The following is a 26,252-nucleotide window of genomic DNA, read 5'->3' as shown; positions in this document are numbered from 1 at the left end:
TGCGCACCAATACCCACAAGCTGATCTATTTCCATCCCTCCGACGTCACCTGGGATGGAATCGTGGACGCCGATCCCCGCTTATCGCCCTACTGGGAGCTCTTCGATCTTGTGGAAGACCCCAACGAACTCCGCAACGCCTACGACAACCCCGCCTATGCCCGTGTCCAAGCGCAGCTCCACGAGGAACTGGATCGCCTGCAGCAGCGGTACGGCGACGAGCCGCTCCACTCGCCGTCCGGCGGGATTTAGATTGAGCTTCTGCTACGGCCGCCGATCGCATCCTGGCAGGTACAATCTGGCATGACGACTCCGTTCGACACGACAACCAAAGCACTGACACGCTTCCAGCAAAGCACTGGCACGCTTTTAGTCCGTCGAAGGGATCACGCGAGAAGTATACCCATGCAATCCATTATCGGCGAGCGAGAGTAAATGAAAAAAGTAACGGCAGGTAACGCGCAAGGGCTGAGCGTAGGACAGGATGAGTTTCTCGCGGGCTATCTGATCCTGCCCATTGAGAAAGTCGACAAGAGCTACAACGCGGGCTTCTCGACGTATATCGCGGCGTGGCCGCTGCTCCAGAACTACCCCGGACACCAGTTCCAGACGGGACTTCCCGGCACGTGGATGTTCGCCCAGTACGACGGAGAGAAGCCTAAAGAGCTGTACTCCGATGTCGAGGGCGGGCTGGGGTGGTGGCGCGACACGCGCTTTCCGACCATGACCCCCAAGTTTATCATGGGCGGGGTCGCCCCGAACTTCTCCGAGATTGCCAATGGCCCCGCACACGGCTGGGGAACGTGGGAGGAGCCTCGTGGGCTCTACGGCGTGGCGCAGCTCAGCCCGTGGCTGCTCTTTCCCATTGATGGCATGAATCTGAAGCAAGGCACTTGCGGGGAGCTCTTTGGCTACGGCTACTTCAACCTGCCCTTTACCGATCCCAAGCCCAAAACCAATGGCAAGGATGTCCCGACAGGGAATCACTGCTGGACTCTGTTCTTCAATGCTAATAACTTCAAGGGGCCCGTCGCTTTCTTCCTGCCCTATTTCTGGTCGCACTCCGCCACCAAGGAGCCACGTTTTGCGGGTCAGCTTCTGGACAGTCGCCCCAGCGATCCGAATCGGCAGGTGCAAATGGAGACCCAGTACATCCCCTGCCGCATGGGCACTGATAGCAAGGGCGAGTCCTACGCCCGAATCGCTCCGACCTCGTTCCCGCGCGGCGCCGATGGCCGCTCCGTGCTCGTGCACCAGGACACGGTCTACAACAAGTCCGCACTCTACGACTCGGTCGCGGCCTGGTTTGCGGGCGGTGCAGCCAGCACGGGCAAGATCAGCACGCAGGGAGCCTTCCCGCGCATCTTTGCCAAAGGGGGACGTGCGACCTGGCAGATCCACTCGGGGAAGTCTAACAAGACTCAGAAGAAGGTTAATATCGCATGGAGCACCTTCGCGACGTCTCTACCGATTGATCCGAACACCTTCGGCTACGAATGGAACGGCGAGACGACCAAGAAGACCACGACAAAGACAGGGCCGCTTGTCATGCTCCCGGAGTACTTTCGCTTGGAGAACGCAGGCGACGAAAAAAACGCCAAGTGGGTGCCCGTCGCCGCTGATAAAGTTCCGGTTGAGACAGAACTCCACAAGCTGACCTGGGAGACTCCCAAAGAGCGCCCCGAGAAGCCCTACGACACGCCCGAAGCGCCCAAAAGTAGCTGGAAAAAGCCCGGCCCAGTAGCAGGACCGTTCAAGGCGTTTCTTGGGGATGGCAGCGTCGTGACCTACTACTGGTACCGGTTCGCCGACCAGCCCGCGCTGCTCAACGCGGATTTAACGGATGCGGAGCGGGAGCAGCTCCAGAAAAAAGTCGAGAAGCTCCACCGCACGTGGACCAAGAACCGCGAGTACCTGCCGCCTCCTAAAGTCGGCAAGCTCGCCGACCTCGACCCCGCGCAGCTCGTCAAGCCGCCCAAAGGGCTGGAGATTGGCTACGTGCCGATTGCCACCCGTCAAGAGCTAACAAAGCGCTAGCACCTCCAGCGGCGATTCAAAGCTCTGGTCGGCGAAGGGGCGGAGTGTCTCGGGGGCGATGCCAAGACGCGTGGCCGCGAGGAGCAGCGGCTCGGGGTCGGGCTTGTGTTTTTGGGTGTCGTCGCTGGTGATGATCACTTGCATCTGTGCGCCGATTCCGAAGCGCTCCAGAGCGGGGCGAGCGGATTGTAGGGACTTCGAGGTCACAAGAGCCAGCGGGAGCTGGCTGTGGAGTGTGGCGAGCATTTCTTCCACACCGTCGTAGAGGCGCACCCAGCTCTCGTGCTCTCTGGCATAGAGGGCACGGTAAAAAGTCAGCATTTCATCCACATCGCCACTATTTTCCTCTGCGAAGAGGGTGGGCAGCGCACGGCCGATCTTGGGGATGATCTCCTCCCGTGTGAGCGTGCGGTCGGCAAAATGTGTCAGAGTTTGCTGGTAGCAGTGGACAATCAAACCAATGGAGTCGGTGAGCGTGCCATCGAGATCAAAGAGAATCGCAGAAAGTTTCACCTGCCCACTCCGCTCAGAATCCCGACAAGAGTACGCGCAAGACTCTCGAACTCGTCGGGAAAGGCAAAGAGACGCAGATCCTGCACGACATGCTTGCGGCTTCGATCCAATCGTGCAAATCGCCAAGACTCTCCAATCGAGACGGCTCCATAGAGCACACCCTCGCTAGAGTCTGACCAGTGATCCAGCGCGATTAGCTCGGCAGCGAGCTGGTTGAAACCACGCATGAGATCTGCCTGTTTGGCTTCAATAACGAGCAGGCGCTCCTGGGCTTGCAGAAGATAGTCCAGTGAGCCGCGCAAGTTATCGGCAGCTTCAATGGCGTACTCGATTCGTAGCTTTGCATGAAGCTGGAGAGCCACTTGCAGAAGCACCGGCCCAATGAGAATCTCACGACGAGCCGTCTCACTGCTCAGTGTTACCAGAGAAAGGCCACGCAGAGTTTGCTCCTGAAGAACAGCCACCCAATCGGGAGTCTGGCTGACTTGTGGCAGCTCCAACAGAGCCGCTTCAAACGTATAGCCCAGCGCAGCCAGAATGTCTTCCGTCTCAGCCTTTAGCTCAAAGTAGGCATGAAAACTGGTCACACTGGTAGGGAGCTGAAAATGCGGATTCATGGCTCTATTCTATCCTGCCTGTGCTATCATGTACGCTGAGATGAGTAAGTACAATATTATTGAGCGGATGCTGAATCCGGGCGTGGTGGCGGTGATCCGCGCGGACTCCAGCGAGCAGCTAATGGATGTTGCCAGAGCCCTAGCGGCGGGCGGCGTGACGGTGATGGAGGTGACGATGACCACCCCCAACGCTTTGGAAGTGATTACAGCCGTTCGTAAAGAGCTGGGCGATGCGATTTTGATGGGGGTCGGCACGGTCTTAGATGCCGAGACCACCCGCATGGCGATCTTAGCCGGGGCGCAGTTCGCGGTTTCGCCGGTGATGAAGACAGAGATTATCGCGATGTGCCGCCGCTACTCTGTTCCCATTGTCTGCGGAGCCTACACGCCCACGGAGGCGCTCACGGCCCATGAAGCGGGTGCGGACTTCATCAAGATCTTCCCCGCCGATGGCCTAGGGCCGAACTATATCAAGGCGCTCAAGGCACCCCTGCCGCAGCTTCAGATCATCCCCACGGGCGGTGTGGATCTTAATACGGCAGGTGAGTTCATCAAGGCGGGCTGCGCCGCCGTCGCCGCGGGCTCGTCGCTGGTGAGCAAAGAGGTGCTTAAGAACAAAGACTGGGCCGCCCTCACCCAGACCGCCAGAGCTTTCGTCGCCGCTGTGGCGAAGGCGCGTGGTTAGCAGATGATCCAGAGTGTTCAGGCGTTCCCACTGCGTGCTCCTCTTGTGGAGTCCTACGGCTGGGCGCGGGGCAAGGCGAGTGTCCGCGAGGCACTGCTGGTGCAGCTCACTGCCGATGATGGCACGGAGGGTTGGGGGGAGTGTGCGGGGCCACCCGCTGTGCTTGCCGCCGCTGTCACCGCGTTCTTCAGGCCACTTCTGATCGGGCAAGATCCCCTCTGCACTGAGCCGCTCTGGGATCGGCTCTGGCAGGCGGCACTTCCGCACGGGCGGCGCGGTGTGCTGATCGGAGCACTGAGTGGGCTTGATATGGCGCTCTGGGATCTGAAGGGCAAGCTCCTAGGACAGTCGGTGAGTACACTACTCGGCGGCAGAACCCGTGAGCGGATGCCCTGCTACACCACAGGGCTCTACTTTCGTGAGGGGCCGGAGAGCGAGCGCATCCCCCGAATGCTGATCGAGGCAAGAAAAGCCGTCGAGGGCGGGGCACGGGCATTGCTGGTGCAAGTCGGACGTAGCCTCGCCGCCGATATCGCTCTGGTGCGGGCGCTGCGCAAGGAGTTCCCCGATATCCCTTTTGCGGCGGAGGCGCATGGCTCCTACGATGTTCCCGAGGCGGCGATCATCTGTCGCGCACTGGCCGAGCAGGGCTTCACTGCCTTGTCGGATCCCCTGGCCGCGGAGCCCGTCACCGCCTGGGCACGCCTTGCAGTGCAGACAGGGCTTCCGCTCTCTGTCGGTCGCTACGAGCAGACCCGCTGGGCGTTTGAGGCGCTTCTGGCAACCCAGTCCATCGGGACATTTCAGGTGAACCCCGCCTGGTGTGGCGGTCTGAGCGAGGCACAAAAAATCCGTACCGTTGCCTCGGCACACGGCGTCAATGTCGTTCCGCGCTCACCTGGCACGCAGCTCAATCTTGCCGCTGCCCTGCACTTTCTGGCATCCGATATCCGGCATCCGGGTCGTGTCGAGCTGCGCCCGCCGCTCCTAGAGACAAACAGCCTCGAAGACCCCTTGCGGGAGATTTTTTCGGAATGTATCGTGATTGAAGATGGCCTGGCAACCGTGCCAAGCGCACCTGGCCTCGGGGTAACAGTGAATAAAATGGTACTGGGCAACTACGCAATATGAACGAAGATCAGGAAATTATTCTGCGCCACGGCGCATGGGAAGCGGTAGTCGCGGCGTACGGCGCGTCGCTGCGGGGCGTGACAAAAGATGGTCAATCGGTGGCGACGGGCTACCGGGGCATCGCCAACAAGCAGGGCGGACAGGGCGATGTGCTGATCCCCTTTCCCGGGCGCGTCGGTGGCGGGACGTACCTATGGGACGAAGTGCGCTATCAGTTGCCCCAGACCGACAAAGATGGCCCCAATGCCATTCATGGGTTTGTGCGGACGATAGACTGGACTACTGCTGAGCAGAGCGAGAGCCGTGCGCGTTTTACGCTGGCGTTCACGGGTGCGCCCGGTTATCCGTTCCCACTGGACTTGGAACTTGCGTACACGCTCAGCGACGAGGGCCTGCGCTGCGATTTTGGGATCACAAATACCGGGGCAGTGGCCGCGCCCGTGGCGACGGGCTTCCATCCGTACTTCACGGTCGGCTCCGAGCAGGTAGATATGGACTGGCTCACGCTGCCTTTTGACTCCGTGCTGGAGATGGTGCAGTTTATCCCCACTGGCAAGATTTTCTCGGTTGCCGAAGCCGGACTCGATTTTAGCCGCCCCGCTCCGATTGGCGCGACTGTCTTCAATCACTGTTTTCTCGGCCCGCAGCGCGGCTCCGATGGTCGCGCACGGGTGACCCTGACAGGCAGGGGCAAACTGACAGGCAAAGGCAAGTCGGTGACGGTTTGGATGGATGAGGCGTTCGATTATGTGGTGCTCTACACGGGGGAGAACATGCCCGCTGAGTACCGACGGGGCTCTCTTGCAATCGAGCCCATGACCTGCGGAAGCGATGCCTTCAACCACCCGGCGTGGGGGCTGCGCCGCCTGGAGCCGGGAGCACGCTTTGTGGGAAGCTGGGGTGTTGGCTAGCCCTTGCGCCGGGCAAAGTCATGGATGAGCGCCGCGAGAGCATCGCAGCCCGCCATGGGGAAGGCGTTGTAGATGCTTGCACGGAAGCCCCCGACATTGCGGTGCCCTGGGAGACCGTCCATGCCCGCCGCCACTGCCTCCGCTAAAAATGCTTTCTCCAGCTCCGTCGTTGCCACGCGGAAAGTGAGGTTCATCCACGAGCGGTGCTCTTTTACGGCTACGCAAGAGGAGAAGACGGGGGCACAAGCATCTAGTGCCTCATAAATTCGCTGCGCCTTAGCCTGGTTACGTGCCGCAATTGCCGCCACACCGCCCTCAGCGGCGATCCACTTGAGGGTCAGTCCTAGAACATAGATCGGGAAGACGGGTGGGGTGTTATAGAGCGACTGCTTCTCGCACTGAGTCGCGTAGGAGAGCATGGGGGCGATATTTTTGTGCGCCGTCTCCAGAAACGCCTTTCGCACCACGACCATCGTCACGCCTGCCGGTCCCGCGTTCTTCTGTGCGCCGGCATAGATCAGATCGAACTGACTGTAGTCTCTGTCCACGCCGAAGATATCCGACGAGGCATCGGCAATCAGGGGGGCACCGCCAGTTTCGGGGAGCGCAAAGACCTGCGTCCCCTCAATCGTATTATTAGTGGTCAGGTGGAAGTAGCGGGCGTTGCCAGATGGGGTGAGCTCAGGCAAGCGGTCGTAGTTTGTCGTTTTAGACGAACCCGCCAGATGGACACTGCCAACGCGCCTAGCCTCACCGATTGCCTTCGCGCCCCACTCGCCCGCATCCACATAGTCCGCCGTCTGCCCCGTACCCAGAAAGTTCAGGGGAAGCATCGCAAACTGCAAGCTCGCGCCACCACCCAGCAGCGCGAGGGCATACTCGCTCTCGGAGAGACCGAGGGTTGCGAGAACCTGTACTTGTGCGTCGGCGTGAACCGGATCGTACCACTTACCTCTGTGAGATAGCTCCAGTATTGACATTCCAGAGTTCTGGAACTCTAAAATTGCCTGGCTCGCTTCTTCGAGAACAGGGACGGGGAGAGTGCCAGGGCCTGCGGAAAAATTATAGATTCGATTCATAGCTTTGTATTTGGGGCGGGCTTACTGCGGTGAACCAGATCACTCATGGTGACGAACTCGTAGCCTTGTGCCTGTAGTGCACGAACAATCTCGGGCAGTGCGCTAATGGTGTTTTCGGGGGCATTATGGAGCAGCAGAATGGAGCCCGGCTTCACACGCGGAACGACGTAGCGGATTAGGTCCTCGGGAAGGTGCGGGGCGTGCTCAAATTTAAAGCCATCCACGGTCCAGTACGCTCCGTTCATGCCCAGCGTGGAGGCGGCGTCGGCGATAGCCCCGTTGAAGTTCCCGCCAGGGGGGCGGTAGAAGCGTGGGCGCTTGCCCGTGATGTCACGAACCACCACACTCGTGCGGCAGAGCTCTTTGCGAACCGCATCCGGGGTAAGAAAAGTCAGGTTGGGGTGGCTGTAGCTGTGATTGGCGATCTCATGACCCTCAGTGTCCATGCGCTGGATCAGCTCCGGGTTCGCCTCCGCACGGGAGCCGACAATAAAGAAAGTCGCCTTGATATCCAGGTTGCGCAAGGTATCCAAGAGCGCCGGGGTACGGTACTTGAGCGGGTTGGGGCCATCGTCCAGGGTGAGTGCGACAAGCTTCTGGGCCGTCTGTCCCCGCCAGTAGCCATTGCCCATGCCGACGTAGCGCTTGTTGTACTGCTTCAGCGAGGCGTAGGCGGAGTGGAACTGCGGGTCTATCGCGACCACGGACTCGATTCGTGCGAGGGCTTCCGCGCTGTTTTTATTGCGGACGGCCCACTGGGCAAGCGCGTAGTGCGCAGCTTTCCGGCTGGGCTGCGGCGTCAGGAGCGCCAGGAGCCGTGTCTCTAGCACCTCGCGCTGCTCGGGCGAGAGCCGCGACGATGTACCGGCTGTTTTATTGGCGATCCTGACCACGCGCCGCCGCTCATTCAGGGGCTGGCCTAGGGTGTTACTGGCCGTGATAATCAGAGTGTAGAGGCCATTGGCGAGTCGCCCGGTGTTCCAGGTGGTGACAAACGGCGGGCTATTGGTCATGGCCGTGTAGCCGCCGGGGACATGGTACGTCACCACTGCGGTGCCCTCGGGGATCTTACCTGGTGTCAGGGTGGCCTGGCCGCTGAGAGTCTGCATGTGGGCGATGGGTTGCGGAAGTGGAATGGGCGCGAGTCGGCCTGCGCAGCCCTCCGCCATCCGGGTTTCCACAAAGGGCAGGGTCAGGGCGCGGGACTCCTCGCAAGCGTGCCACTCAGGTCGCGCCAGCAGCGCGGTCAGTAGCGCATGGCCGCGCCCCTCGTCGCCCTCGCGAAGAGCTACCATTCCGGCAAGCTCTAACCGAAGGGCATCAAGCTCGTCTGGCTTGACGTCCGCCAGCTCACGGTGAATCGAGCGATCTCCGGTAAGGTAGCGGATATAGAGGCTCAGGTTGGAGTTGTCGGGGGCCAGAGCGGCGGCTCCTGCGCGATCTTTCAGAAGGAGCCGCGCCTGTGCCAGCCCGAGGGGAACCAGAGAATGACTCGGATCTTGCTCCTGCGCACGCCGGAGCGCCTGCTCCGCATTTTTGCCGTCTCCGGTGTGGAGCGCTAGCGCCGCCACCGCCAGTAACCCACAGAACTCGTTACTATCAAGGTCGAGCGCCCTGACGAGCGCGGATCGCGCCTGCCCATGCTCACCGGCCTCCAGGTGCGTCACTGCCTCGTCAAGCGCCGCCGGGTAGGCTTCCAGCGGGTCGCGCGCGTGCGCCGAGGCGCAAAAAAACGCCGCCACACCAAGTGCTGCGACGACGCATCCCGGGGCGGCAAGCTCCGAATTATCTCTTGCCATCTCAGAGGCAATTATACCACCTGCTTCAGTTTGGCGCGTTTTCTGCCGATGATCTGTGAGGCGCACACTTGCGCTGAACAGAAGGAAAAGGAATGATGCATCTGAAAAATCTTTTTACCTTGTCTGCCCTGGGTCTGGCTGCTCTTACAGCCCTGCCTGCGCATGCGCAGGAGCAGAAAGCACGTAAACATCTGCTTTTAGGCCCGCAGCTTGGTTTTTACACGCCTGCTTCACGGCTCGCACGGGATCGTTTTGGGGGGTCATGGACTAATATCGGTCTTGGCATAGGCGATGTGGCGGCTCCCAAAGCAAAGGGCGAGGTGAACTTCGATCTGAACTTTATCTCCTCACGCTCCAAGGAGGCTGAAGTCCTCCTGGCACCCATCGGGCTTGTCTACCGTCGGGGAATCTCGGAGAGTAAGAGCACACGGCCCTACTTTGGGGCATCTGTCAACTTACTTGTCACCAACTTTCGCTCCAGCTTCTTACTGGACAATATCCCGAGCGGCTGGCGCACCGGGACGGGGGGAAGTGTCTTTGGTGGCGTCTCAGTAGGGAATCGCTTCTATGTCGAGGGGCGTTACTATGCTTTCAGTAAGGTTCGCAACTTCGATTTCTCAGGGATGAATCTCGGGCTAGGCTGGCGCTTGTAGAGACTTTCTAAAAAACTGAAACCAGCGTCCCTCGTTTTACGTATAGATTAGTAACGGGGGACGTGGTATTTTTGGATGTTTAGAGATATACTGCGGGACTACTTTGCGATGTTTAGATCACCCTGTCGGGAGCAAGTGAAGGCATGAAGTACAAGCGCTGCTGTGCGTGTGATTACTTTGTAACGACGGCGGATCGTCGCTGTCCAAACTGTGGCATTGCGGATCCCCGCAATGAGCGCCCTGATCGGGGCATTCCCGATATTGTCGCACAGGGCGATACCCTGACCATGGAAACTCCGATGACCGATGGAGCGCGTGCCGCTTTCGGAGGCTTTATTGGTGCCGTGATCGGTGGGTTTCTGATGGCGGGAATGGGAGTTGCGGTCGGAGTTGCCGTGGGAGTTAGCCTAGGGGTCTTGCTCGGGGCTGACAAAGAGTGGGCTCCTCCGGAGCTCTCACAGCTTGCCAAGCGCGTGATTGACTGTCTGCGCAACGACGAAGAGACGATCCGGCAGCGCCTTAGTGATATTGCCCAGCGCGAGCAGCGCCTGGAAGAGACCCGCCAGCAAGTCGTTACCTCTGTGGGCGATGCCGCCACGCACGAGCGCTGGAGTAAAGTGCGTCAGACCATTGACTCCGCCGCGGGGGTGCTCTCTAAACAGCGAGATCGCTACCACGCCAAGCTCTGGGAGATCGCTCTGGTGCGCTGGCAAAACGCTCTGGAGCCACTGGCAGCCGATTGGGAGTCGCTGACTCACGAGGCGTGCAATCAACGTCTGCGTCAGTTAGAGCGCCTCCGTGCTCAGGGAAAACAGTATCTCGACGACTGGAAGGGCGTGGATCTGACCGACCTGCCCGAGGCACGCCGGTGTCTGGAGCGGCTGCGCAATGCCTTAGAGAGCTGCGATCAGCTCCGTGAGGCACTGATTGTGGAGCAGGCCCGCCTGGCCGTGCAGGGAATCGCCCCCGTGGAGGAAGCGCTCACGAGTACTTTGGGCACAGGGAACGCGGCGCTGCATTCACTGGATGTCTTCAATGCCCGTGCCGCTCTGGGAGAGTTCGAGAGTGCCTTCGATGAGCTGGAGGCGGAGTATAATCGCCTCAGGAGCGAGGATGAGCTTGCCGAAAAAGTTACACTGGTTCAGCGCCACTAGCGCTCTGCTGCTGAGTGCAGCTCTGGTGCTGCTGAGTGGCTGCGCCCGCATTGCCGCGAACACCGAAGTGAAGGCCGACGGCTCCTTTGTGCGTACTGTGGTCTACCGGGGCAGCGCCCCCAGCACCGATGGTTTCACGATGGGGCCGTCGCTCGATGACCTGATCGCCCCGCCCAGAACACCGGGCTGGAAAGTGACCCGCGAGAAAGATCCCAAGAACGAGAGCGACCTAATCGTGACGGCCACCCGTGCCTTCGCCGCCGGGGAGACGCTCTCCGACGACCTCGCGCTCAAGTCGCCGCCCAAGAAAGACGCGCCCAAGGGGACACTCCCTACCACGACCCTGGGCAACACGCTCTCGGTGCGCACCCTCCCCGATGGCACTCTGGAGTACCGCGAAGTGATCCGCTGGCGTGGTTCCAAACCCTCCGAGCTGGCAACCCCCGAGCCCGAGATGCTCGCCCTGCTCGCCACCACCGTTCCCACGCTCGATAAAGCCGCGCTGGCCACGGTTGCCACCCATCTCCAACAGAGCCTCTGGCGTGCGCTCTTCGGGCCTGGCGAGCCGCTTCTGGGCCTGCTGATCACCCACCCCGAGCTGGGAGAGTTCCGCCTGAAGAAGCGCCTCGCTGCCGCTGTAGATGCCGAACTCAAGACCGCGCTCGGCGAAAAACTCACCGACGCCGAGCGGCGCACAGCTACTCAGAAAGTGATTGGCGCCCTCACGGAGAGTGTCAAGGACAAGACCAAAAAACAGGTCAACGCCGGGCCTAGCGGAGATAAAAACGACGATGCCTTGGTCGCGATGCTCATCAAGGCCAAGCTCCCCGGCAAGCTCCTCCAGACCAACGGCGAGGAAGACCCCGCCACTGGTGAGATCGTCTGGGGCCTCTTCTCCCAATCCGCCGCCGCCGGAGATGTGGTGCTCACCGCAATCTGCGATCCCAAAAACTAGCTTTTTCCCGCTATACTGAAGGCGGGAGGAATTTGTTATGTTTTTACCAGCCATTGTTTTTCTGGTTCAGGATGCCATTGACCCACGAGCGGAAGCGCTACTTGCGGCCAATGAGAAGGCGCTGGCAGGCCTGAACTCGTTCAAGGCCGAGGGCGAGATCGCGACGCAAAGTGCAGCGCAGACGCGTCGGACGGTCTCGCAGGTGCTGGCGGGGCGGCCCGGTTTTCTGCGCTACGAGCTCTGGATGCTAGATGCTGAGGGGAAAAAGAGCGAGCTGCCGACATCCCTGGTGCTCAGTGACGGCAAACAGTACGTCCGCCAGAATGGAAAAACCTACACGACTCTCGCGGCGAATCCCGCGACGATGAGCCTCGGCGTGGAGCCCTGGGATGGGTTTTTCAGCGAGAAGCGCACCCTCAAGGCGCAGCTCGCTGCCCAGAAAGAGCGCAAGGCTTTAGAGGAGCTAAAGCTCACTGATTCCGAGACGATTGATGGTGAAAAGTGTGATGGAGTGAGCTATCGCTACTCCGTGATGCTGGGAACCAATAAGATCCAGTACACGGGGATGCTCTACTTTGGGCAGGATGGGCTGGCACGGCGGAAGGTGCAGAGCATCCAGGTTGGTGAGGGGGCAAAGACGACCACCACGGCGACGATTCACAAGATCGAGAAAAATGTTGCTCTGCCCGTCGCCACGGCGTTCGCCTATACGCCCGGGCTGGGGATCACCCCCTTCAAGGCCGCAACGCCTGCTCCCGCCGCACCACGCCCTCCGCTTCTGGCCGTGGGGACGCCCGCGCCGGACTTTACGGTCTATGCGCTCGATGGTAAGCCCGTTAAGCTCTCAGATTTCAAGGGAAAGATTGTCGTGATGGACTTCTGGGCGACCTGGTGTGGGCCGTGCATGGTGACAATGCCGCATATCGAGAAGACCTGGCAGAAACTCAAGGGCCGCGACGACATCACGGTGCTGGGAGTCTGTGTCTGGGATACAAAAGAGAAGTACTCGGAATGGGTGCCCAAAAACCAGGAGAAATTCACCTTCCCGCTGGTCTTCGATCCCTTAGGGCGTGCTGAGGGAAATGTTGCCAAGAGACTCTATAAAGTCAGCGGCATCCCGACCACTTATATCATTGACAAAGACGGCAATATCGCCGCTAGCTTTGTGGGCTCCCGTGATATTCCGGCAGGTGTCGAGCCCGCGCTGAAGAGGCTCGGCATCCCGATGGACTAGAGGGCACGCGTGGACTAGAGGGCACGCGCCACGGCCTGTCGCCAGGTTTCACGGCGATGGGCTCGCTCGCCCTCGGTGATCTGCGGCAGGAAGATGCGCTCCGCACGCCAGGGAGCCGTGTCACCAAAAAATCCTATGGTCTGTCCGGCCATGAGCGCCGCGCCAAACGCGGTGGTCTCGGTCTCGGCGGGGCGCTCGACAGGGATTCCCAGCAAATCGGCTTGGAGCTGCATGAGGAAGTTATTACGGGACGCGCCACCGTCCACGCGCAGGGTTTGAATCCCGCTCATGGCCTCCAGCAGATCGGCGTTCTGTTGTGCGATTGCCTCCAATGTGGCGTAGACCAGGTGCGCTTTCGTCGTGCCACGGGTGAGGCCGCAGATCAAGCCCCGCGCCTCGGGGTTCCAGTAGGGAGCTCCTAGCCCCGTGAACGCGGGAACAAAGACCACGCCGCCGCTATCGGGCACGGAGCGTGCGAGCGCCTCGGTCTCAGTGGCACTTTCAATCAGCCCGAGCCCGTCACGAAGCCACTGGACGGCAGCCCCAGCCACAAAGACCGCGCCTTCAGCAGCATAGGCGATCTCCCCGTTTTTCTCCCAAGCCACGGTCTGCAAGATGCCGTCCCCCTGGCCCCCGCCCGGCGGGGGAAGAGAAGAGGGGAGAAGTTTCAGCAGAAAACAGCCCGTGCCGTAGGTGCACTTTGCCATGCCCGGTTCGATGCACTGCTGGCCGTAGAGCGCCGCTTGCTGATCCCCGAGAATCCCACAGATCGGGATGCCGTCGTAGTGTCCAAAGACGCTCCCCGACGGCTGAATCATGGGCAGGGAAGTCCGTGCCACTCCAAACAGCCCGAGGAGTTCTTCGTCCCAATCATTGGTATGGAGATTGTAGAGCAGGGTACGGGAGGCGTTGCTGGGGTCGGTGGCGAAGCTCTTGCCGTCCGTTAGTTTCCAGAGTAGCCAGGTATCAATCGTGCCGAAGTAAACGTTCTCGGTGGGAATACGCTGGCTCAGCCACTCGATCTTGGTGCCCGAGAAGTACGGATCGAGCAAGAGACCAGTCTTGGAGCGAACCCAGGGCTCGTGGCCTGCGTCCTTGAGCTGCTGGCAAATCTCCGTAGTGCGGCGGCACTGCCAGACAATCGCGGGTGCCAGCGGCTCGCCCGTGTGCTTGTCCCACGCCACAATCGTCTCGCGCTGGTTGGTGATGCCGATGGCCTGAACATTCTGCTTTCCCACCTGAGCCACGACCGAGTCTAGCGTCGCCTTCTGCGCCCGCCAGATTTCCTCGGGATCGTGTTCCACCCAGCCCGGCTGCGGGTAGTGCTGCGTAAACTCCTGCTGCGCCAGTGCCACACAGCGCCCCGACGCATCAAAGGCGAGTGTCCGGCACGACGTCGTACCACTATCAATTGCCAGAACCATGTGTGCATTTTACCGGCAAAATGCACACATGAGACAAAATGCACACATAAAACAACAAGAGGCACTGCTGCGCCATCGCTGGCTTTACGTGGCGCAGAACCTTCAGGTGGAGCAGAACGTGTCCAAGGTAGTCGAACTGCTCAAGCGCATCTGGGGCAGCTTCCCTCGCACCAACGCGCTCTACCGCAGCCTGCCCTAAAATGCCCACCCCCTGGCCCCCGTCCGACGGGGGAATCTAACTTGTCCCCCCGCCGGGCGGGGGTTAGGGGGGAGGAAACCCACCGCCCTCTGTCGAACACAAGCCCCATGAGCAAGGTATATAAACTCGGGGTGGCGAAGCTGGTACACGATCATGTCTGGGGCGAGCTGAGCCACTGGGCCGCGACGGGGCGTGTGGAGATTGTGGCGGTTGGGGAGAGCAACGAGCGGCTGCGCAACCGCTTCGCGGAGAAGTTCCCCGCCGCGCGCCTCTACGAGTCCTGGGAAGCGATGCTGGCGGGTGAAGCGGAGCTTGATATTGTCCAGATCGCCGCCGAGAACTGCGCTCATGCCGAGATTACGGAAGCCGCAGCGGCAAAGGGCTGCCATGTGATCTCCGAGAAGCCGATGGCGGCGACACTGGCGCAGGCGAATCGGATGGTGGCTGCGTGTGAGAAAGCGGGGGTGCCGCTCATGGTCAACTGGCCGACAGCCTGGTCACCCGCGTTTCAGGAGCTGGAGCGCATTATTCTCTCGGGGGGCATCGGGGAGCTGCGCTACTTCAAGTACCGCTCGGCGCACAACGGCCCCAAGGAGATCGGCTGCGACGAGAGCTTCTGGAGCTGGCTCTACGACGAGGAGAAAAATGGCGGCGGGGCGTTCATGGACTACTGCTGCTACGGCGCGGCAATGATGGCACGCTTTTTAGGGCTCCCCGAGAAAGTGATCGGCATGCGGGGCGTGCTGGCGAAAGACTACCCGATCCCCGATGACAATGCGCTGATTGATGCCTGGTACAAAGGCGCACACTGTGTCGCGGAGGCAAGCTGGACCCAGGTGACGGGCTATGTCACCGGCAACCCTTACGCCTACGGCTCCGAAGGGGCGATTTGTTTGCAAGGCGGCAAAGTGCAGCTCATGAAGCCGGGTAAGCCACTGGAGATTCTGGAACCCACCCCGCTCGAAGCGCCCTACCGCTCGGCACCTGAGTATCTACTGCACTGCATCGAGACGGGCGAGGCGCTTCAAGGCGTCTGTAGCGCGAAGGTCTCCCGCGATGCCCAGGAGATTCTGGAGGCAGGCAAGCGGGCCGCCGACAGTGGACAGGTGCAGGTACTCCCTCTTTGATTCAGAAACTCGAAGACAATCTCAGCAGTGTGATTCGGGGCAAGAACGAAGCGATCCGGCTGGTGGTGATCGCGCTTCTCGCAGGCGGGCACGTGCTCCTGGAAGATGTTCCTGGCACAGGCAAGACGACTCTGGCCAAGGCGCTCGCTCGCTCGATTGAGGGGACGTTTCGTCGGATTCAGTTCACGCCCGATCTGCTCCCCGCCGACATCACGGGCTCCAGTTTCTACCGCCCCGCGGAGGGGACGTTCGAGTTCCGCGAGGGACCCGTCTTTGCGCACATCCTGCTGGCCGATGAGATCAACCGGACATCGCCGCGCACACAATCCGCACTGCTGGAGGTGATGAGTGAGGGGCAGGTGACCGTTGAGGGGGTTCGTCGCTTACTGCCACAGCCCTTTTTTGTGATCGCGACCCAGAACCCGGTGGAGTACCACGGTACCTACCCGCTGCCAGAGGCGCAGCTCGATAGGTTCGCCATCCAGCTCGCGCTAGGCTACCCGACCCACGACGATGAGCTGGCGATTCTCTTTTCCCAGAACGACGGCCACCCGCTGGAGCTGCTCCAGCCAGTGCTGACCACGGAGGACATTAAAAACTTACAGACAGCGGTGCGCCGCATCCGGGTGGACCAAGCCGTCGCTCAGTACTTATTGCGCCTGGTGGAAGAGATTCGCAAGGACGCTCGGCTCCGGTTGGGGCTCTCTCCCCGTGCCTCACTAACCCTCTATCGAACGGCGCAGGCCCGCGCCCTCACCGACGGGCGGGACTTCACGCTTCCTGAGGACATCCGCGCCCTCGCCGTGCCCGTGCTCGCCCACCGTATCCAGCTCGACACTAAAGCCAAGTACAGCGGTCTGCTTCCCGCACAGATCATCGAGCAGGCGCTGGCAAGTGTGGCTGTACCTCGGTAACCTTACCCCCTAACCCCCGCCCCGCGGGGGAACCACATCCTCGGGCTCCCAGCCGAGGAACTCGCGGGCGGGAGTCAGGCTCAGCCGCTCGAAGTTGGTTTTAGAAGTGGCGTGGACAATGGCGTAGCCGATGTTCTCCGCCGTGACGCAGCGGGCCAGAAAGCTCGCGGCATCTTTGGGCGAGAGCCATATGGAGCTCGCCGTGCCTGACTTCACCAGCTCGTGCTCGTAGTCGAGAAACCAGCCGATGCGCACGGCGATAAACTCCAGCCCGTGCTTATCGTGGTAGTAGCGCCCCATCGTCTCGCCCATGGCTTTGGTGACACCATAGAGGCTCACCGAGCGTGGCAGATCGGTGGCTTGAACGGTGTGCTCGTGGGGGTAGTAGCTCACCGCCTGCACCGTCGAGGCAAAGACAACCCGCTTCACGCCCGCCGCCCGCGCCGCCTCAAAGACATTATAGAGCCCGACCACGTTGTTGGGAACCAGCTCCTCCACAAACGGCGCTTCGTCGCTTGTCGCCGCGAGGTGCACCACGGTGTCGCAGCCCGCCATTGCCGCCGTGAGTGTCTCGATGCTCGAAAGATCCGCCACAATTGTCTCCGGCTCGCTCTCAATGGGCCGCTGGTCGAGAATCTTGAGCGCAAACTGCTCATGAAAAGTGGGCAGGATATGCGGCCCGATACGCCCGCCGGGGCCAGTCAGAAGAACGCTGTGTTTCACGTCTTGAGTTTACCCGCTGATACGGCAAGCATTCCCCAGCCGAGTAAAAAACAAACGCCCCCGAGCGGCGTAATTGCGCCCAGCCACTTGATGCCCGTCACCGCGAGCAAGTACAAACTCCCCGCAAAGATAGTTTGGCCCACGAGAAAGAGCTTCCCGACCGTCTGCGTGGCTTTTAGCTCGACTTGCCCCGCCAGCGCCGCCACCAACAGCATCGCTAGAGCGTGGGCTAAGTGATACTGAACGCCGGTTTTCCAGATTTCTAGTGCGGGAGCAGCAATCACGGACTTTAAACCATGCGCCCCGAATGCCCCCGCCGCTACGGCAATCCCCGCGCTGATCGCCCCAATTCGAATAAGATTCATGGTCTTTACCCCTTCACGGCGCCGCTGGTGAGGCCGGAGATGAACTCTTTCTGGAGCACTAAAAACAGCACGACGACCGGGAGCACCATCACGAACGTGCCCGCCATCGTCATGCCGTACTTCTGGCTGTAGAGGCCCACGAGGCTGGAGAGCGCGATGGGGAGCGTGTGGTGGTGCTGGCTCTGGAGCATCATCGAGGGCCAGAGCAGGGCGTTCCAGCTTCCCATGAATGTCAGCAGGCAGAACGCGCCGGTCATGGGGCGCACAATCGGCATGACGATGTTCCAGTAGATGCCAAACTCCGTGCAGCCGTCAATGCGCGCCGCGTTCATCAGCTCATCGGGGACGGCGAGCATGGCCTGGCGGAACAGAAAAATCCCAAAAACATTGCCCGCTGAGCCGATCAACATCCCAAGATAGGTATCCACCAAGCCAAGCTGGTACATGAGCTGGTAGCCGGGGCCAAGGGTCACCGCGCCGGGAATAAAGACCGTTAAGAGCTGCACCGCCATTAGAATCTTCTTGCCCTTGAACTCGTACTTGGCGAGTGCGAAACCCGCGAGTGAGCAGAAGAAGAGCTGGAGAATTACCCCCGTGCACGCCAGAAACAGCGAGTTAAAGAGCGAGCGGATGTAGTTGGGGTTTTGCAGCTCCCAGAGGTCTTTGTAGTTTTGGAGGGTCGGGTTTGAGGCCCGCAGGTACTCCGAGAAGACTTTATCCGACGGGCGCAGCGTGGATGTGAACAGCTCCCACATGGGAATCAGCGCGGAGAGGGCGGCAATCGTGAGGAGGACGTAGGTAAGAATCTTTGCGAAGAGTTTCATGACTTACGCCTCCTTCTTTGCTGTGCCCGAGAGCCAGATTTGAACGCCAGAGATCATCGCCAGCATCACAGCCAGCGTCCAGCCCACCGCCGAAGCGTAGCCCAGATCGCCGGAGAGCAGCCCGTTGTTGAAGAGATACATAATAATGGTCAGCCCGCGATTGTCCGGGCCGCCACCGTTGAGAAGTGTCCTTGGCAATTCGTAGAGCTGGAAGCTACCGACGGTCATGGTCACCAGCACAAAGGCCATCACGGGCGCAATCGTGGGCAGTGTCACGGCGCGGAAGCGCTGCGCGGCATTGGCACCGTCCACCATTGCCGCCTCAATCAGCTCCTGATCCACGTTCTGGAGCGCGGCCAGAAAGTAGATCATGTTGTAGCCAATGCTCATCCACGCTGTCACAAGCACTAGAGCGGGCAGAACATTCTGCGGCTCCGAGAGCCATTTTTGGTCCAGCCAGCTCACCCCAAGAAGCTGCGCCAGCCCGATATTGACTAGGCCGCACTTGGGCTGAAGCAAGACGCCAAAAAGTACACCCACCGCCACTTGCCCCATTAAGTTGGGCATAAAAACGGCAAGCCGCCACATCTGCACGCCCTTGATCCACTTCTGAGAGAGCAGCAGCGCCAGCCCTAGCGAGAGCGGGAGCTGAATAGCGACGGAGAGAAAGGCAAACAGCGCCGTGTTCTTCACCGCCGTCCAGAAGTCAGGGTCGCTCCACAGAAACTGGTAGTTCGCCAGCCCCACAAATTTTGAGTCTTTTGGCCCACTCGTGGCGTAGAGCGAGTAAGTCAGGCTCTTAATATACGGATACGCCGAGAAGATACAAAACGTCAGCACAAACGGGATGACGAACAGATACGGTGCCAGCTTCTGCTGCTTCTTAAAAAATGCCGAACTTTCTCTCAAAACGGATTCCTCGCCATTTGCTTGCGGACTTCGTCGGCGCGGGACTTGACGGTAGTGCGTACAAAGGTGTCCCAGGCAGCATTCGCGCCGTTTTTGTTGTAGTACTCGACGCACTGGATCAGGGCCTGGCTCAGCTTGCCCTTGCCTAATTCGACGAAGGCACTGGCGTACTGCGGCGGCACCTGCGGGGCGAGGGCGGCGTAGGCTCTACCGATCTTCTGGCCGCCGTAGTAGGGGTACGCGCGGTCAAAGGCGGGCTGGCTCCATGCGGAGGGAACCGGTGGAAGAATATTGGTCTCGGCGTAGCGCTCGGCGAGGTCTTTCTCATTGAGGTACAAGAACTTGGCAAACTCCCACGCCAGATCGGGGGACTTACTCGCCTTAGTGATCCCCAGCATCGTCCCGCCCCAAGTGCTGGTGCGGCGACCTCCGAGCGTGATGGCGGGAAGCGGCATCAGGCCCATCTTCCCGGACATCTTGCCGACATCTTTTTCATGGCTCTTGCTGCGCCAGTCGGGCGTGACCACACTCAGAAAATAGCCCGTCTCCAGCGCCTGGGTCATCACCTGTCCAAATGAGCTGGAGAGCGCATTGCCCATCTGCCGCTTGCTCTTGTTTGCGACGAGTGGGACGTACCACTTCATGGTCTCTATCCCGATCTCGTTGTCAAAGATCACTTTGCCGTCGGGGTCGAAGTAGCCGCCGTCGCGCTGGAAAAGACACAGCTCCAGCTGCGAGCCGCCAGTGTCGGACATCTCTAGGAGATACTGTTTACCTGCCTGCTTGACTCGAATGCCTGCCTCGATAAATTTGTCCCAGGTGTCAAGCTTCTCGGGATCAAGGCCAAGCTCTTTAAATTTCTCTCGATTGTAGGCCAGCATCACGGGGTGCACATCGTGGGGCAATCCGAAGATACTGCCACGGTTTGTGTAGGGCGCAAAGCGGCTGGCGACAATTTTCTTGTCTAGCCCCTCGCTCTTGAGCCGATCCGTGATGTCCATAAAGCCAATGTGCTCTTTAGGGCCACGGAAAAACGACCCCGCAGCGCTGATCTCGATCTCCACCATGTCGGGGACATCGAGGTCCGCCTGAAACGCCGCTCGCAGCCGCTGATTGAGCCCCGCGCCATCCACGAGCTGCAGATCCACACTCACACCGGGATGCGCCTCCAAAAACTTGGGAAGCGCCTTCTGATAGGCTTCGTAGTGCGGACGGGCAAACGTCCAGTAGGTCAGGGTCGCTGTCTTTTTCTTGGCCTGATCTTTGGCCAGAAAGACCCCCGAAACTACCGCGAGACACAAAATGGCCAGCGGTGCTGGGCCGTAAGGAAATGCACGCATCGTCCGGTATTATACACAATTTCTGAGGGTCTAAACGATTAGATCAAATCTTGGGTAGGTACAATTTGGCAATGATTTATCTGGATGGCAACTCGCTGGGTTTGTGTACGCACGAAGCCGAGGCGGCGGTGCTGCGGACGCTGGCTGAGTGGCGTGAGCTTGCCATTCATGGCTGGACGGAAGGCACGCACCCGTGGCTCTTTCTGGCGGAGCGCACGGGGGCACAACTCGCGCGGCTGATCGGGGCGGAGGCGCGGAGTGTGGTGGCGGTGGGCTCGATCACGGTCAATCTCCATCAGCTTCTCGCGACGCTCTACCAGAAGCAGGAAAAGGGCAAGGTGCTGATTGAGCACGGAGCGTTCCCCACGGACCGCTACGCAATTCAAAGCCAGCTTCGGCTCTGTGGTTTGAGTGCGAGCGAGGCGCTGGAAGCCGTTGTAGCCGACGAAGACACTATCGAGGCGGCGTTTGCCACAGGGAAGTTCTCCTGCGCTGTTCTGCCCTCTGTGGTCTACACAACGGGAAGGCTTCTGGACATGCCGCGCTTAACTTCTGCCGCACATCGCCATGGCGTGGTGCTCCTCTGGGACTTGGCGCACTCGATTGGGATTGTTCCGCACCAGCTCGATGCCTGGGGCTGCGACGCGGCCTTCTGGTGTGGTTACAAATGGCTCGCTGCCGGGCCGGGAAGCGTCGGCGGGCTCTATCTGAACCCACGTCACCACGACAAAACGCCAGGAATGCAGGGCTGGTTTGGGAGCCGCAAAGATGCTCTTTTTGCCAACGATGAAACCCTCCAGCCCGCCGAGGGGGCCGCACGGCTCCAGCTCGGCACCTCACATGTTCTGTCCCTCGCTCCGCTTGAGGCCACGGCAAAGGCATTGGCAGACTACGGCATCGAGCGTCTGCGCCAGGAATCCCTGGCACTTACGGCGCTTCTGCGTGCCGAAGCGCAGAGGGCAGGTTTTATTATCGCCACACCCTACGAAGACGCTCAGCGCGGCGGACACATCGCCATTCGTCACCCGCAAGCCGCCGCACTGTGCCGGGCCCTGCGCCGCTACGAGGTCATCCCGGATCACCGTCCACCCGATCTGATCCGTTTCGCCCCGCACCCACTCTACACAAGTGAGGACGACTGTCGGAAGACAATAGCGCTTCTCGCCGCACTGGCACTCGGTGAGGAGTTTGATGATGAGTCTGGACTGGTGCCGTAGCGAAGCCCTCAGCGAGAGGAACTCGTTCCCTCGGTGACGAATGAAGCACCATGCAACTGCGATTTCGCCAGGTTCACCTGGATTTCCATACGTCTCCTGACATTCCTGGCATTGGTGCCGCGTTTGATGCCGCTGAGTTTGCGGCGACGCTGGAGAAGGCCAGCGTGAACTCGATCACCAGTTTTGCCCGCTGTCACCACGGCTGGCTCTACTACGACAGCAAGGCACACCCCGAGCGCGTCCACCCCAATCTGAGTAACAAGAATCTACTGCCCGCGCAGATCATGGCGTGCCATGCAAAGAATATCCGCGTGCCGATCTACACCACCGTGCAGTGGGACGACTACACGGCAGAAAGGCACCCCGAGTGGCTGATGATCGAAGAGGATGGACGCCAGAGCGGCACCAAGCCTTTCGAGCCGGGGTTCTACCGCGTGCTGGATGTGTTTCATCCGGGCTACCGGCAGTTTCTCTTTGACCATGTGAAAGATTTATTTGCGTGCGTCCCTGAAGTAGACGGCCTGTTCTTTGATATCGTCGGACCGCGCGTCTCGTTTGCGCCTCACTGGATCGCGGCGCTGGACGCGGCGGGGCTAAACCCACAGGACGCCTCGGATCGGCAGCGCTTCGCCACGCAAGTGATTCAAGACTGGCAAGCGGAGATGACAGCGTTTGTGCGTAAACTCAGCCTGGACTGCACGATTTTCTATAACTCCGGCCATGTCGGGACGCGCCATAGAAGTGAGTCTGAGAGCTACACGCACTGGGAGCTGGAGTCGCTGCCCTCGGGGGGATGGGGCTACCTGCACTTCCCACAGGCGCAGCGCTACGCCCGAACCCTCGGGTTGCCGTGCCTCGGCATGACCGGCAAGTTCCACACCTCGTGGGGGGATTTTCATAGCTTCAAGAACCCAGCAGCGCTGGAGTTCGAGTGTTTTCACATGCTTGCGCTCACGGCGCAGTGCTCAATTGGCGATCAGCTTCACCCCTCAGGCAAGATAGATGCCGCGACCTACGACTTAATTGGCGGGGTCTATGGCCAGGTGAAGGCTAAAGAACCGTGGTGCGTGGGGGCAACGCCCGTGACCGATGTGGCGCTGATGACCAGTGAGGAGTTCACCGAGTACAGCCCGCACAGTGGCCGCAATCTGGCGCACATTCACGGTGGGATTCGGATGTTGCAGGAGCTGGGCATCCAGTTCGATATCATTGACAGTCAGTCCGACTGGATGCGCTACAAGCTCTTAATTCTCCCCGATGAGATTCCCTTCGACACGCGCCTCTCCAGTAAACTCGATGCCTTTGTCTACAACGGTGGCACCGTGATCGCCTCCTACAAATCCGGCCTGGGCAGCGACGGGCAATTTGTCACGGGCGAGCTGGGCGTGAAGGCTATCGGCGATGCACCGTTCTCACCGGACTTTATCGTGCCCGGCAATGGGATTGGCGACAACCTACCCAAGACCGGCCACGTGATGTACCAGAAAGCGCTGGAAGTGACACCCGCTAATGGCGGAAGCGTGCTCTGCTGGGCAGAAGTGCCCTACTTCAACCGGACGTGGCGCCACTTCTGCTCGCATGCCCACACGCCGTCGTCGGGGGAGCGCAAGTACCCCGCCGTGGTGGCAAGCGGCGCGGGAATCTACTTCGCCCACCCGATTTTTAGGCAGTACCAGCTCAATGCCCCGCTTTGGGTGAAGACTCTGCTCAAAGACGCCATTGAGATGCTCCTGCCTAGGCCCGTTCTGAGCGTCAAAGGGCCGTCGTCGCTGCTTGCCACGCTCAACAGGCAAGAGGCTGAGAGTCGGCACATCGTTCACTTGCTCCACTACATCCCCGAGCGGCGTGGCCAAGCCCTCGATGTGATCGAGGACGTGATCCCGGTGCACAACATTGAGGTTACTGTGCGTCTCGGTCAGCCTGTCTCTGCCGTCAAACTTGTCCCCGACGGCGCGGCGCTTGCGTTTACGGTTGAGAACGGCGCAGTGAAGTTCACCGTCCCGACCGTCAATGGCCACGCCATGGTGGAGGTGAAGTGACCAGCCTGCCCCCTAACCCCCGCAAGCGGGGGGACAATAAGGAGTCCGATTCTTTGCATTCCCCCCGCCGGGCGGGGGGTAGGGGGCGGGCTTTCTTTCTTGGAACCAGCCTTACTCTTGCCCTCACCGGGCTTGGGGTTGCCCAGACCAAACAAAAAGCCAAGCCCGCTTTGGCTAAATCTGTAAGACTAACCGGTCCACAGCTTTTTGCGGCGCAGTGTGCGCCGTGCCATGGGGCAAAAGGCGAGGGCGGGGTGGGCTATAGCAAGGCGCTGATCGGGAGTCAGACGACCCGGGAGCTGGCGAGCTTTCTGAATAAAACCATGCCGCCGGGGCCGAAGCATATCGCCGCTGCCGATGCCAGCCTGGTGGCGGCGTTTATGCAAGATGCCTTCTACTCGCCTCTTGCTCAGGAGCGCAACCGGCCCGCCCGTGTGAGCCTCTCGCGGTTAACGGCACGGCAGTTCAAGAGCGCGGTCGCCGATCTGGTGGGGAGCTTTCGCGGTAGTGCGAATCTTGGAGTAGAGCGTGGGCTGAAGGCGGAGTACTTTAAGGCCAAGCGCTTTAACAACAACGAGCGGGTCTTGCAGCGCACCGATGCACAGGTTGTATTTGACTTCGGGACGGCGGGGCCGACTGCCGATCAGTTCGAGCCGCATCAGTTTTCCATTCGCTGGGAAGGCAGCCTCGTGGCCCCCGACACGGGTGAGTACGAGCTGGTGGTCAGGAGCGATCACGCCGTGCAGCTTTGGGTGAACGATAGTAAAAAATCCCTGATTGATGCCTGGATCAAGTCCGGCAAAGACACGGAGTTTCGTGCCCCGATTTATTTGCTGGGAGGTCGGACCTACCCGATTCGGCTAGAGTTCTCGAAATCTACGGTGGGGGTGGATGATACCAAGAAAAAAGAGGGCAAGCCCGCTCCACCTGCCTTTGTGACACTGGCCTGGAAGCGCCCGCACCTCACCGACGAGCCGATCCCGAGCCGCTGTCTGGTTCCCATCAGTGTCCCCGAGACGTTTCTGGTCAACACGTTCTTCCCCCCTGAGGATCGGAGCATGGGCTACGAGCGCAGTAGCATGGTCTCGAAAGCCTGGGATGAAGCCGTCACCAACGCCGCGCTGGAGACAGCGCAGTTTGTGGCGAGTCGCAAGTGGGGAATGGACGAGAAGCTCTTTGCTCGCACGTTTGTCGAGCGTGCCTTCCGTCGAAAACTCACGGATCCTGAAGTGGAGCGCTACGTGACGCGGCACTTCACCCAAGCGCCTGACACCGAGGCAGCTCTCAAGCGCGTGGTCTTGCTCACGCTCAAATCCCCATTTTTCCTCTACCGCGAGAACAACACGGCCTCCAAACTCGCGCTGACGCTCTGGGACTCGCTGCCCGATGAGGCACTACTTAAAGCTGATCTTGCGACTCCCGAGGCCGTTCGCACACAAGCGGAGAAGATGCTGACCGACCCGCGTGCCTGGAGCAAGATGCGCGAGTTCTTGCTGACGTGGCTGAAAGTGGATGCTTACCCGGATCTCGAGAAAGACAAAAAACGCTTCCCCGACTTCGATGCCGCCGCCGCATCGGACTTGCGCACGTCGCTAGAGCTGTTTCTGGAGAATACGGCCTGGGGTGAGAAATCCGACTTCCGCGAGCTACTGCTGAGCGACAAGGTCTACTTAAACGGACGGCTGGCGAAAGTCTACGGCGCGAGTCTCTCGTCCGACGCGTCGTTCCAGCCGGTGAGCCTGGATGGCCGCGAGCGTGCCGGGGTCTTTACGCAGCCCTATGTGCTCGCCAGCTTCGCCTATCTTGGCACCAGCTCCCCGATCCACCGGGGCGTGTTATTAGCGCGCAATGTCCTGGGGCGCACGCTTGCTCCACCCCCGATTGCCGTCACGCCCGCCGCCGCCGAGCTTCAGCCCAAGCTCACCACCCGCCAGCGCGTCTCGATTCAGACCAAGCCCGCCGCGTGTGTCACCTGCCATAACATGATCAACCCGCTGGGCTTCTCATTGGAGCGCTTCGATGCCATCGGGCGGCTGCGGCAAAAAGAGAACGAGCAAGTCATTGACGCCACGGGAACCTACCAGACCCGCAAAGGCCCGGTCGCCAAGTTCAACGGCGCACGCGAGTTGGCTGAGTTTCTGGCGAGCAGCGAGGAAGTCCACGCCACGTTTGTCGAGCGACTTTTCCAGTACACCACCAAGCAATCCATCCGCGCCTATGGCCCGAAAACATCGCTGGAGCTTCAGAAGCGCTTCGTGGAGAGCGGGTTTAATATCAAAAAACTCCTCGTCGAGATCGCCGTCGTGGCCTCTGCCGGGTCGTGAACGACCCGTCCCAGGGTTACACCATCCTGCGGACGTACCAAATCCGAAAGATCCGCAGGATCGCGTAATAGGCAGACGGG

25 protein-coding genes are annotated in these 26,252 nt (G+C 60.3%); 15 read left to right on the top strand and 10 right to left on the bottom strand.

Annotated elements, in window-relative coordinates:
• Both ACH2ED_RS24100 and ACH2ED_RS24095 read left to right on the top strand, forming a co-directional pair.
• Positions 1-251: sulfatase/phosphatase domain-containing protein (locus ACH2ED_RS24100; protein ID WP_395095303.1), on the top strand; the 251-nt coding region annotated here is incomplete at its 5' end.
• Between the two features lie 183 nt (positions 252-434).
• The gene (locus ACH2ED_RS24095; protein WP_395095302.1) at positions 435-2,036 is read left to right on the top strand and encodes a hypothetical protein; all 1,602 of its coding nucleotides are present in this window, start codon (positions 435-437) and stop codon (positions 2,034-2,036) included.
• Here the strand turns inward: ACH2ED_RS24095 and ACH2ED_RS24090 are convergent.
• Together ACH2ED_RS24090 and ACH2ED_RS24085 are read right to left on the bottom strand one after the other, a co-directional pair.
• Positions 2,022-2,549, bottom strand: a complete 528-nt coding sequence (locus ACH2ED_RS24090) for an HAD-IA family hydrolase (protein WP_395095301.1) — start codon at positions 2,547-2,549, stop codon at positions 2,022-2,024. The genes ACH2ED_RS24095 and ACH2ED_RS24090 overlap by 15 nt on opposite strands.
• On the bottom strand, positions 2,546-3,166 hold the full coding sequence (locus tag ACH2ED_RS24085) for a hypothetical protein (RefSeq protein ID WP_395095300.1): 621 nt from the start codon (positions 3,164-3,166) through the stop codon (positions 2,546-2,548). Before ACH2ED_RS24085 ends, ACH2ED_RS24090 begins: the two co-directional genes overlap by 4 nt.
• Here ACH2ED_RS24085 and ACH2ED_RS24080 point away from each other — a divergent pair.
• From ACH2ED_RS24080 to ACH2ED_RS24070, 3 genes are read left to right on the top strand one after another with little or no spacing between them, the layout of a single operon-like run.
• Entirely contained in the window at positions 3,165-3,851 is a 687-nt protein-coding gene (locus ACH2ED_RS24080) for a bifunctional 4-hydroxy-2-oxoglutarate aldolase/2-dehydro-3-deoxy-phosphogluconate aldolase (protein ID WP_395095299.1), read from the top strand. The genes ACH2ED_RS24085 and ACH2ED_RS24080 overlap by 2 nt on opposite strands.
• Positions 3,852-3,854: 3 nt before the next feature.
• Complete coding sequence (locus ACH2ED_RS24075) at positions 3,855-4,982, top strand: mandelate racemase/muconate lactonizing enzyme family protein (RefSeq protein ID WP_395095298.1); 1,128 nt, start codon at positions 3,855-3,857, stop codon at positions 4,980-4,982.
• Positions 4,979-5,893: a hypothetical protein gene (locus ACH2ED_RS24070; protein ID WP_395095297.1), complete on the top strand. Its 915-nt coding sequence runs from the start codon at positions 4,979-4,981 to the stop codon at positions 5,891-5,893. Before ACH2ED_RS24075 ends, ACH2ED_RS24070 begins: the two co-directional genes overlap by 4 nt.
• On the opposite strand, the gene serC is transcribed toward ACH2ED_RS24070, so the two are convergent.
• On the bottom strand, positions 5,890-6,972 hold the full coding sequence (gene serC, locus ACH2ED_RS24065) for a 3-phosphoserine/phosphohydroxythreonine transaminase (protein WP_395095296.1): 1,083 nt from the start codon (positions 6,970-6,972) through the stop codon (positions 5,890-5,892). The two genes, ACH2ED_RS24070 and serC, sit on opposite strands and share 4 nt — an antisense overlap.
• Positions 6,969-8,771 (bottom strand): polysaccharide deacetylase family protein, encoded by a 1,803-nt coding sequence (locus tag ACH2ED_RS24060; RefSeq protein WP_395095295.1) that lies wholly within the window; start codon positions 8,769-8,771, stop codon positions 6,969-6,971. The genes serC and ACH2ED_RS24060 overlap by 4 nt, the downstream gene beginning before the upstream one ends.
• Before the next feature lie 92 nt (positions 8,772-8,863).
• Between ACH2ED_RS24060 and ACH2ED_RS24055 the strand changes: the two genes are divergently transcribed.
• The 4 genes from ACH2ED_RS24055 to ACH2ED_RS24040 all read left to right on the top strand — a co-directional run bounded on the left by ACH2ED_RS24055 (position 8,864) and on the right by ACH2ED_RS24040 (position 12,767).
• Positions 8,864-9,424, top strand: coding sequence for a hypothetical protein (locus ACH2ED_RS24055; RefSeq protein WP_395095294.1), 561 nt, complete (start codon positions 8,864-8,866; stop codon positions 9,422-9,424).
• 143 nt (positions 9,425-9,567) lie between these two features.
• Positions 9,568-10,578: a hypothetical protein gene (locus ACH2ED_RS24050; protein WP_395095293.1), complete on the top strand. Its 1,011-nt coding sequence runs from the start codon at positions 9,568-9,570 to the stop codon at positions 10,576-10,578.
• On the top strand, positions 10,544-11,533 hold the full coding sequence (locus ACH2ED_RS24045) for a hypothetical protein (protein WP_395095292.1): 990 nt from the start codon (positions 10,544-10,546) through the stop codon (positions 11,531-11,533). Before ACH2ED_RS24050 ends, ACH2ED_RS24045 begins: the two co-directional genes overlap by 35 nt.
• A gap of 37 nt (positions 11,534-11,570) precedes the next feature.
• Positions 11,571-12,767 (top strand): TlpA family protein disulfide reductase, encoded by a 1,197-nt coding sequence (locus tag ACH2ED_RS24040; RefSeq protein ID WP_395095291.1) that lies wholly within the window; start codon positions 11,571-11,573, stop codon positions 12,765-12,767.
• Positions 12,768-12,781: 14 nt separating this feature from the next.
• Here the strand turns inward: ACH2ED_RS24040 and glpK are convergent, their stop codons facing one another.
• A complete protein-coding gene (gene glpK, locus ACH2ED_RS24035) occupies positions 12,782-14,191 on the bottom strand; it encodes a glycerol kinase GlpK (RefSeq protein WP_395095290.1) in 1,410 nt (469 codons plus the stop codon).
• A gap of 28 nt (positions 14,192-14,219) precedes the next feature.
• Here glpK and ACH2ED_RS24030 point away from each other — a divergent pair, with 28 nt between their 5' ends.
• The 3 genes from ACH2ED_RS24030 to ACH2ED_RS24020 all read left to right on the top strand — a co-directional run bounded on the left by ACH2ED_RS24030 (position 14,220) and on the right by ACH2ED_RS24020 (position 16,431).
• A complete protein-coding gene (locus ACH2ED_RS24030; RefSeq protein ID WP_395095289.1) occupies positions 14,220-14,390 on the top strand; it encodes a hypothetical protein in 171 nt (56 codons plus the stop codon).
• 107 nt (positions 14,391-14,497) lie between these two features.
• Complete coding sequence (locus tag ACH2ED_RS24025; protein WP_395095288.1) at positions 14,498-15,517, top strand: Gfo/Idh/MocA family protein; 1,020 nt, start codon at positions 14,498-14,500, stop codon at positions 15,515-15,517.
• A complete protein-coding gene (locus ACH2ED_RS24020) occupies positions 15,514-16,431 on the top strand; it encodes an AAA family ATPase (RefSeq protein WP_395095287.1) in 918 nt (305 codons plus the stop codon). Before ACH2ED_RS24025 ends, ACH2ED_RS24020 begins: the two co-directional genes overlap by 4 nt.
• Before the next feature lie 9 nt (positions 16,432-16,440).
• Here ACH2ED_RS24020 and ACH2ED_RS24015 read toward each other — a convergent pair whose 3' ends face one another.
• Genes ACH2ED_RS24015 through ACH2ED_RS23995 form a run of 5 tightly spaced genes read right to left on the bottom strand, consistent with a single transcriptional unit; the run spans position 16,441 to position 20,592 of the window.
• On the bottom strand, positions 16,441-17,154 hold the full coding sequence (locus ACH2ED_RS24015) for an NAD-dependent epimerase/dehydratase family protein (RefSeq protein WP_395095286.1): 714 nt from the start codon (positions 17,152-17,154) through the stop codon (positions 16,441-16,443).
• Positions 17,151-17,519: a DUF423 domain-containing protein gene (locus ACH2ED_RS24010; protein ID WP_395095285.1), complete on the bottom strand. Its 369-nt coding sequence runs from the start codon at positions 17,517-17,519 to the stop codon at positions 17,151-17,153. The genes ACH2ED_RS24015 and ACH2ED_RS24010 overlap by 4 nt, the downstream gene beginning before the upstream one ends.
• Before the next feature lie 5 nt (positions 17,520-17,524).
• Complete coding sequence (locus ACH2ED_RS24005; RefSeq protein ID WP_395095284.1) at positions 17,525-18,343, bottom strand: carbohydrate ABC transporter permease; 819 nt, start codon at positions 18,341-18,343, stop codon at positions 17,525-17,527.
• A 3-nt stretch (positions 18,344-18,346) separates the two neighbouring features.
• A complete protein-coding gene (locus ACH2ED_RS24000; RefSeq protein WP_395095283.1) occupies positions 18,347-19,252 on the bottom strand; it encodes a carbohydrate ABC transporter permease in 906 nt (301 codons plus the stop codon).
• The gene (locus ACH2ED_RS23995) at positions 19,249-20,592 is read right to left on the bottom strand and encodes an ABC transporter substrate-binding protein (protein ID WP_395095282.1); all 1,344 of its coding nucleotides are present in this window, start codon (positions 20,590-20,592) and stop codon (positions 19,249-19,251) included. The genes ACH2ED_RS24000 and ACH2ED_RS23995 overlap by 4 nt, the downstream gene beginning before the upstream one ends.
• 71 nt (positions 20,593-20,663) lie before the next feature.
• Here ACH2ED_RS23995 and kynU point away from each other — a divergent pair, with 71 nt between their 5' ends.
• Genes kynU through ACH2ED_RS23980 form a run of 3 tightly spaced genes read left to right on the top strand, consistent with a single transcriptional unit; the run spans position 20,664 to position 26,172 of the window.
• A complete protein-coding gene (gene kynU / locus ACH2ED_RS23990) occupies positions 20,664-21,809 on the top strand; it encodes a kynureninase (RefSeq protein WP_395095281.1) in 1,146 nt (381 codons plus the stop codon).
• Between the two features lie 50 nt (positions 21,810-21,859).
• Positions 21,860-23,848 carry an alpha-amylase family protein gene (locus ACH2ED_RS23985; protein WP_395095280.1) on the top strand — a complete coding sequence of 663 codons (1,989 nt, stop codon included), beginning with the start codon at positions 21,860-21,862 and terminating at the stop codon, positions 23,846-23,848.
• A complete protein-coding gene (locus tag ACH2ED_RS23980; RefSeq protein ID WP_395095279.1) occupies positions 23,845-26,172 on the top strand; it encodes a DUF1592 domain-containing protein in 2,328 nt (775 codons plus the stop codon). Before ACH2ED_RS23985 ends, ACH2ED_RS23980 begins: the two co-directional genes overlap by 4 nt.
• The last annotated feature ends 80 nt before the right edge of the window (positions 26,173-26,252 follow it).

Source organism: Armatimonas sp. (assembly GCF_043757465.1).
Classification (GTDB): domain Bacteria; phylum Armatimonadota; class Armatimonadia; order Armatimonadales; family Armatimonadaceae; genus Armatimonas.
This window is presented reverse-complemented; position numbering and strand designations above follow the sequence as displayed.

Coding starts and splice junctions, on each gene's coding strand:
- ACH2ED_RS24095 (WP_395095302.1), top strand. CDS start 435: ATGAAAAAAGTAACGGCAGGTAACGCGCAAGGGCTGAGCGTAGGACAG.
- ACH2ED_RS24080 (WP_395095299.1), top strand. CDS start 3,165: ATGGCTCTATTCTATCCTGCCTGTGCTATCATGTACGCTGAGATGAGT.
- ACH2ED_RS24085 (WP_395095300.1), bottom strand. CDS start 3,166: ATGAATCCGCATTTTCAGCTCCCTACCAGTGTGACCAGTTTTCATGCC.
- ACH2ED_RS24075 (WP_395095298.1), top strand. CDS start 3,855: ATGATCCAGAGTGTTCAGGCGTTCCCACTGCGTGCTCCTCTTGTGGAG.
- ACH2ED_RS24070 (WP_395095297.1), top strand. CDS start 4,979: ATGAACGAAGATCAGGAAATTATTCTGCGCCACGGCGCATGGGAAGCG.
- serC (WP_395095296.1), bottom strand. CDS start 6,972: ATGAATCGAATCTATAATTTTTCCGCAGGCCCTGGCACTCTCCCCGTC.
- ACH2ED_RS24060 (WP_395095295.1), bottom strand. CDS start 8,771: ATGGCAAGAGATAATTCGGAGCTTGCCGCCCCGGGATGCGTCGTCGCA.
- ACH2ED_RS24055 (WP_395095294.1), top strand. CDS start 8,864: ATGATGCATCTGAAAAATCTTTTTACCTTGTCTGCCCTGGGTCTGGCT.
- ACH2ED_RS24050 (WP_395095293.1), top strand. CDS start 9,568: ATGAAGTACAAGCGCTGCTGTGCGTGTGATTACTTTGTAACGACGGCG.
- ACH2ED_RS24040 (WP_395095291.1), top strand. CDS start 11,571: ATGTTTTTACCAGCCATTGTTTTTCTGGTTCAGGATGCCATTGACCCA.
- glpK (WP_395095290.1), bottom strand. CDS start 14,191: ATGGTTCTGGCAATTGATAGTGGTACGACGTCGTGCCGGACACTCGCC.
- ACH2ED_RS24030 (WP_395095289.1), top strand. CDS start 14,220: ATGAGACAAAATGCACACATAAAACAACAAGAGGCACTGCTGCGCCAT.
- ACH2ED_RS24025 (WP_395095288.1), top strand. CDS start 14,498: ATGAGCAAGGTATATAAACTCGGGGTGGCGAAGCTGGTACACGATCAT.
- ACH2ED_RS24010 (WP_395095285.1), bottom strand. CDS start 17,519: ATGAATCTTATTCGAATTGGGGCGATCAGCGCGGGGATTGCCGTAGCG.
- ACH2ED_RS24005 (WP_395095284.1), bottom strand. CDS start 18,343: ATGAAACTCTTCGCAAAGATTCTTACCTACGTCCTCCTCACGATTGCC.
- ACH2ED_RS23995 (WP_395095282.1), bottom strand. CDS start 20,592: ATGCGTGCATTTCCTTACGGCCCAGCACCGCTGGCCATTTTGTGTCTC.
- kynU (WP_395095281.1), top strand. CDS start 20,664: ATGATTTATCTGGATGGCAACTCGCTGGGTTTGTGTACGCACGAAGCC.
- ACH2ED_RS23985 (WP_395095280.1), top strand. CDS start 21,860: ATGCAACTGCGATTTCGCCAGGTTCACCTGGATTTCCATACGTCTCCT.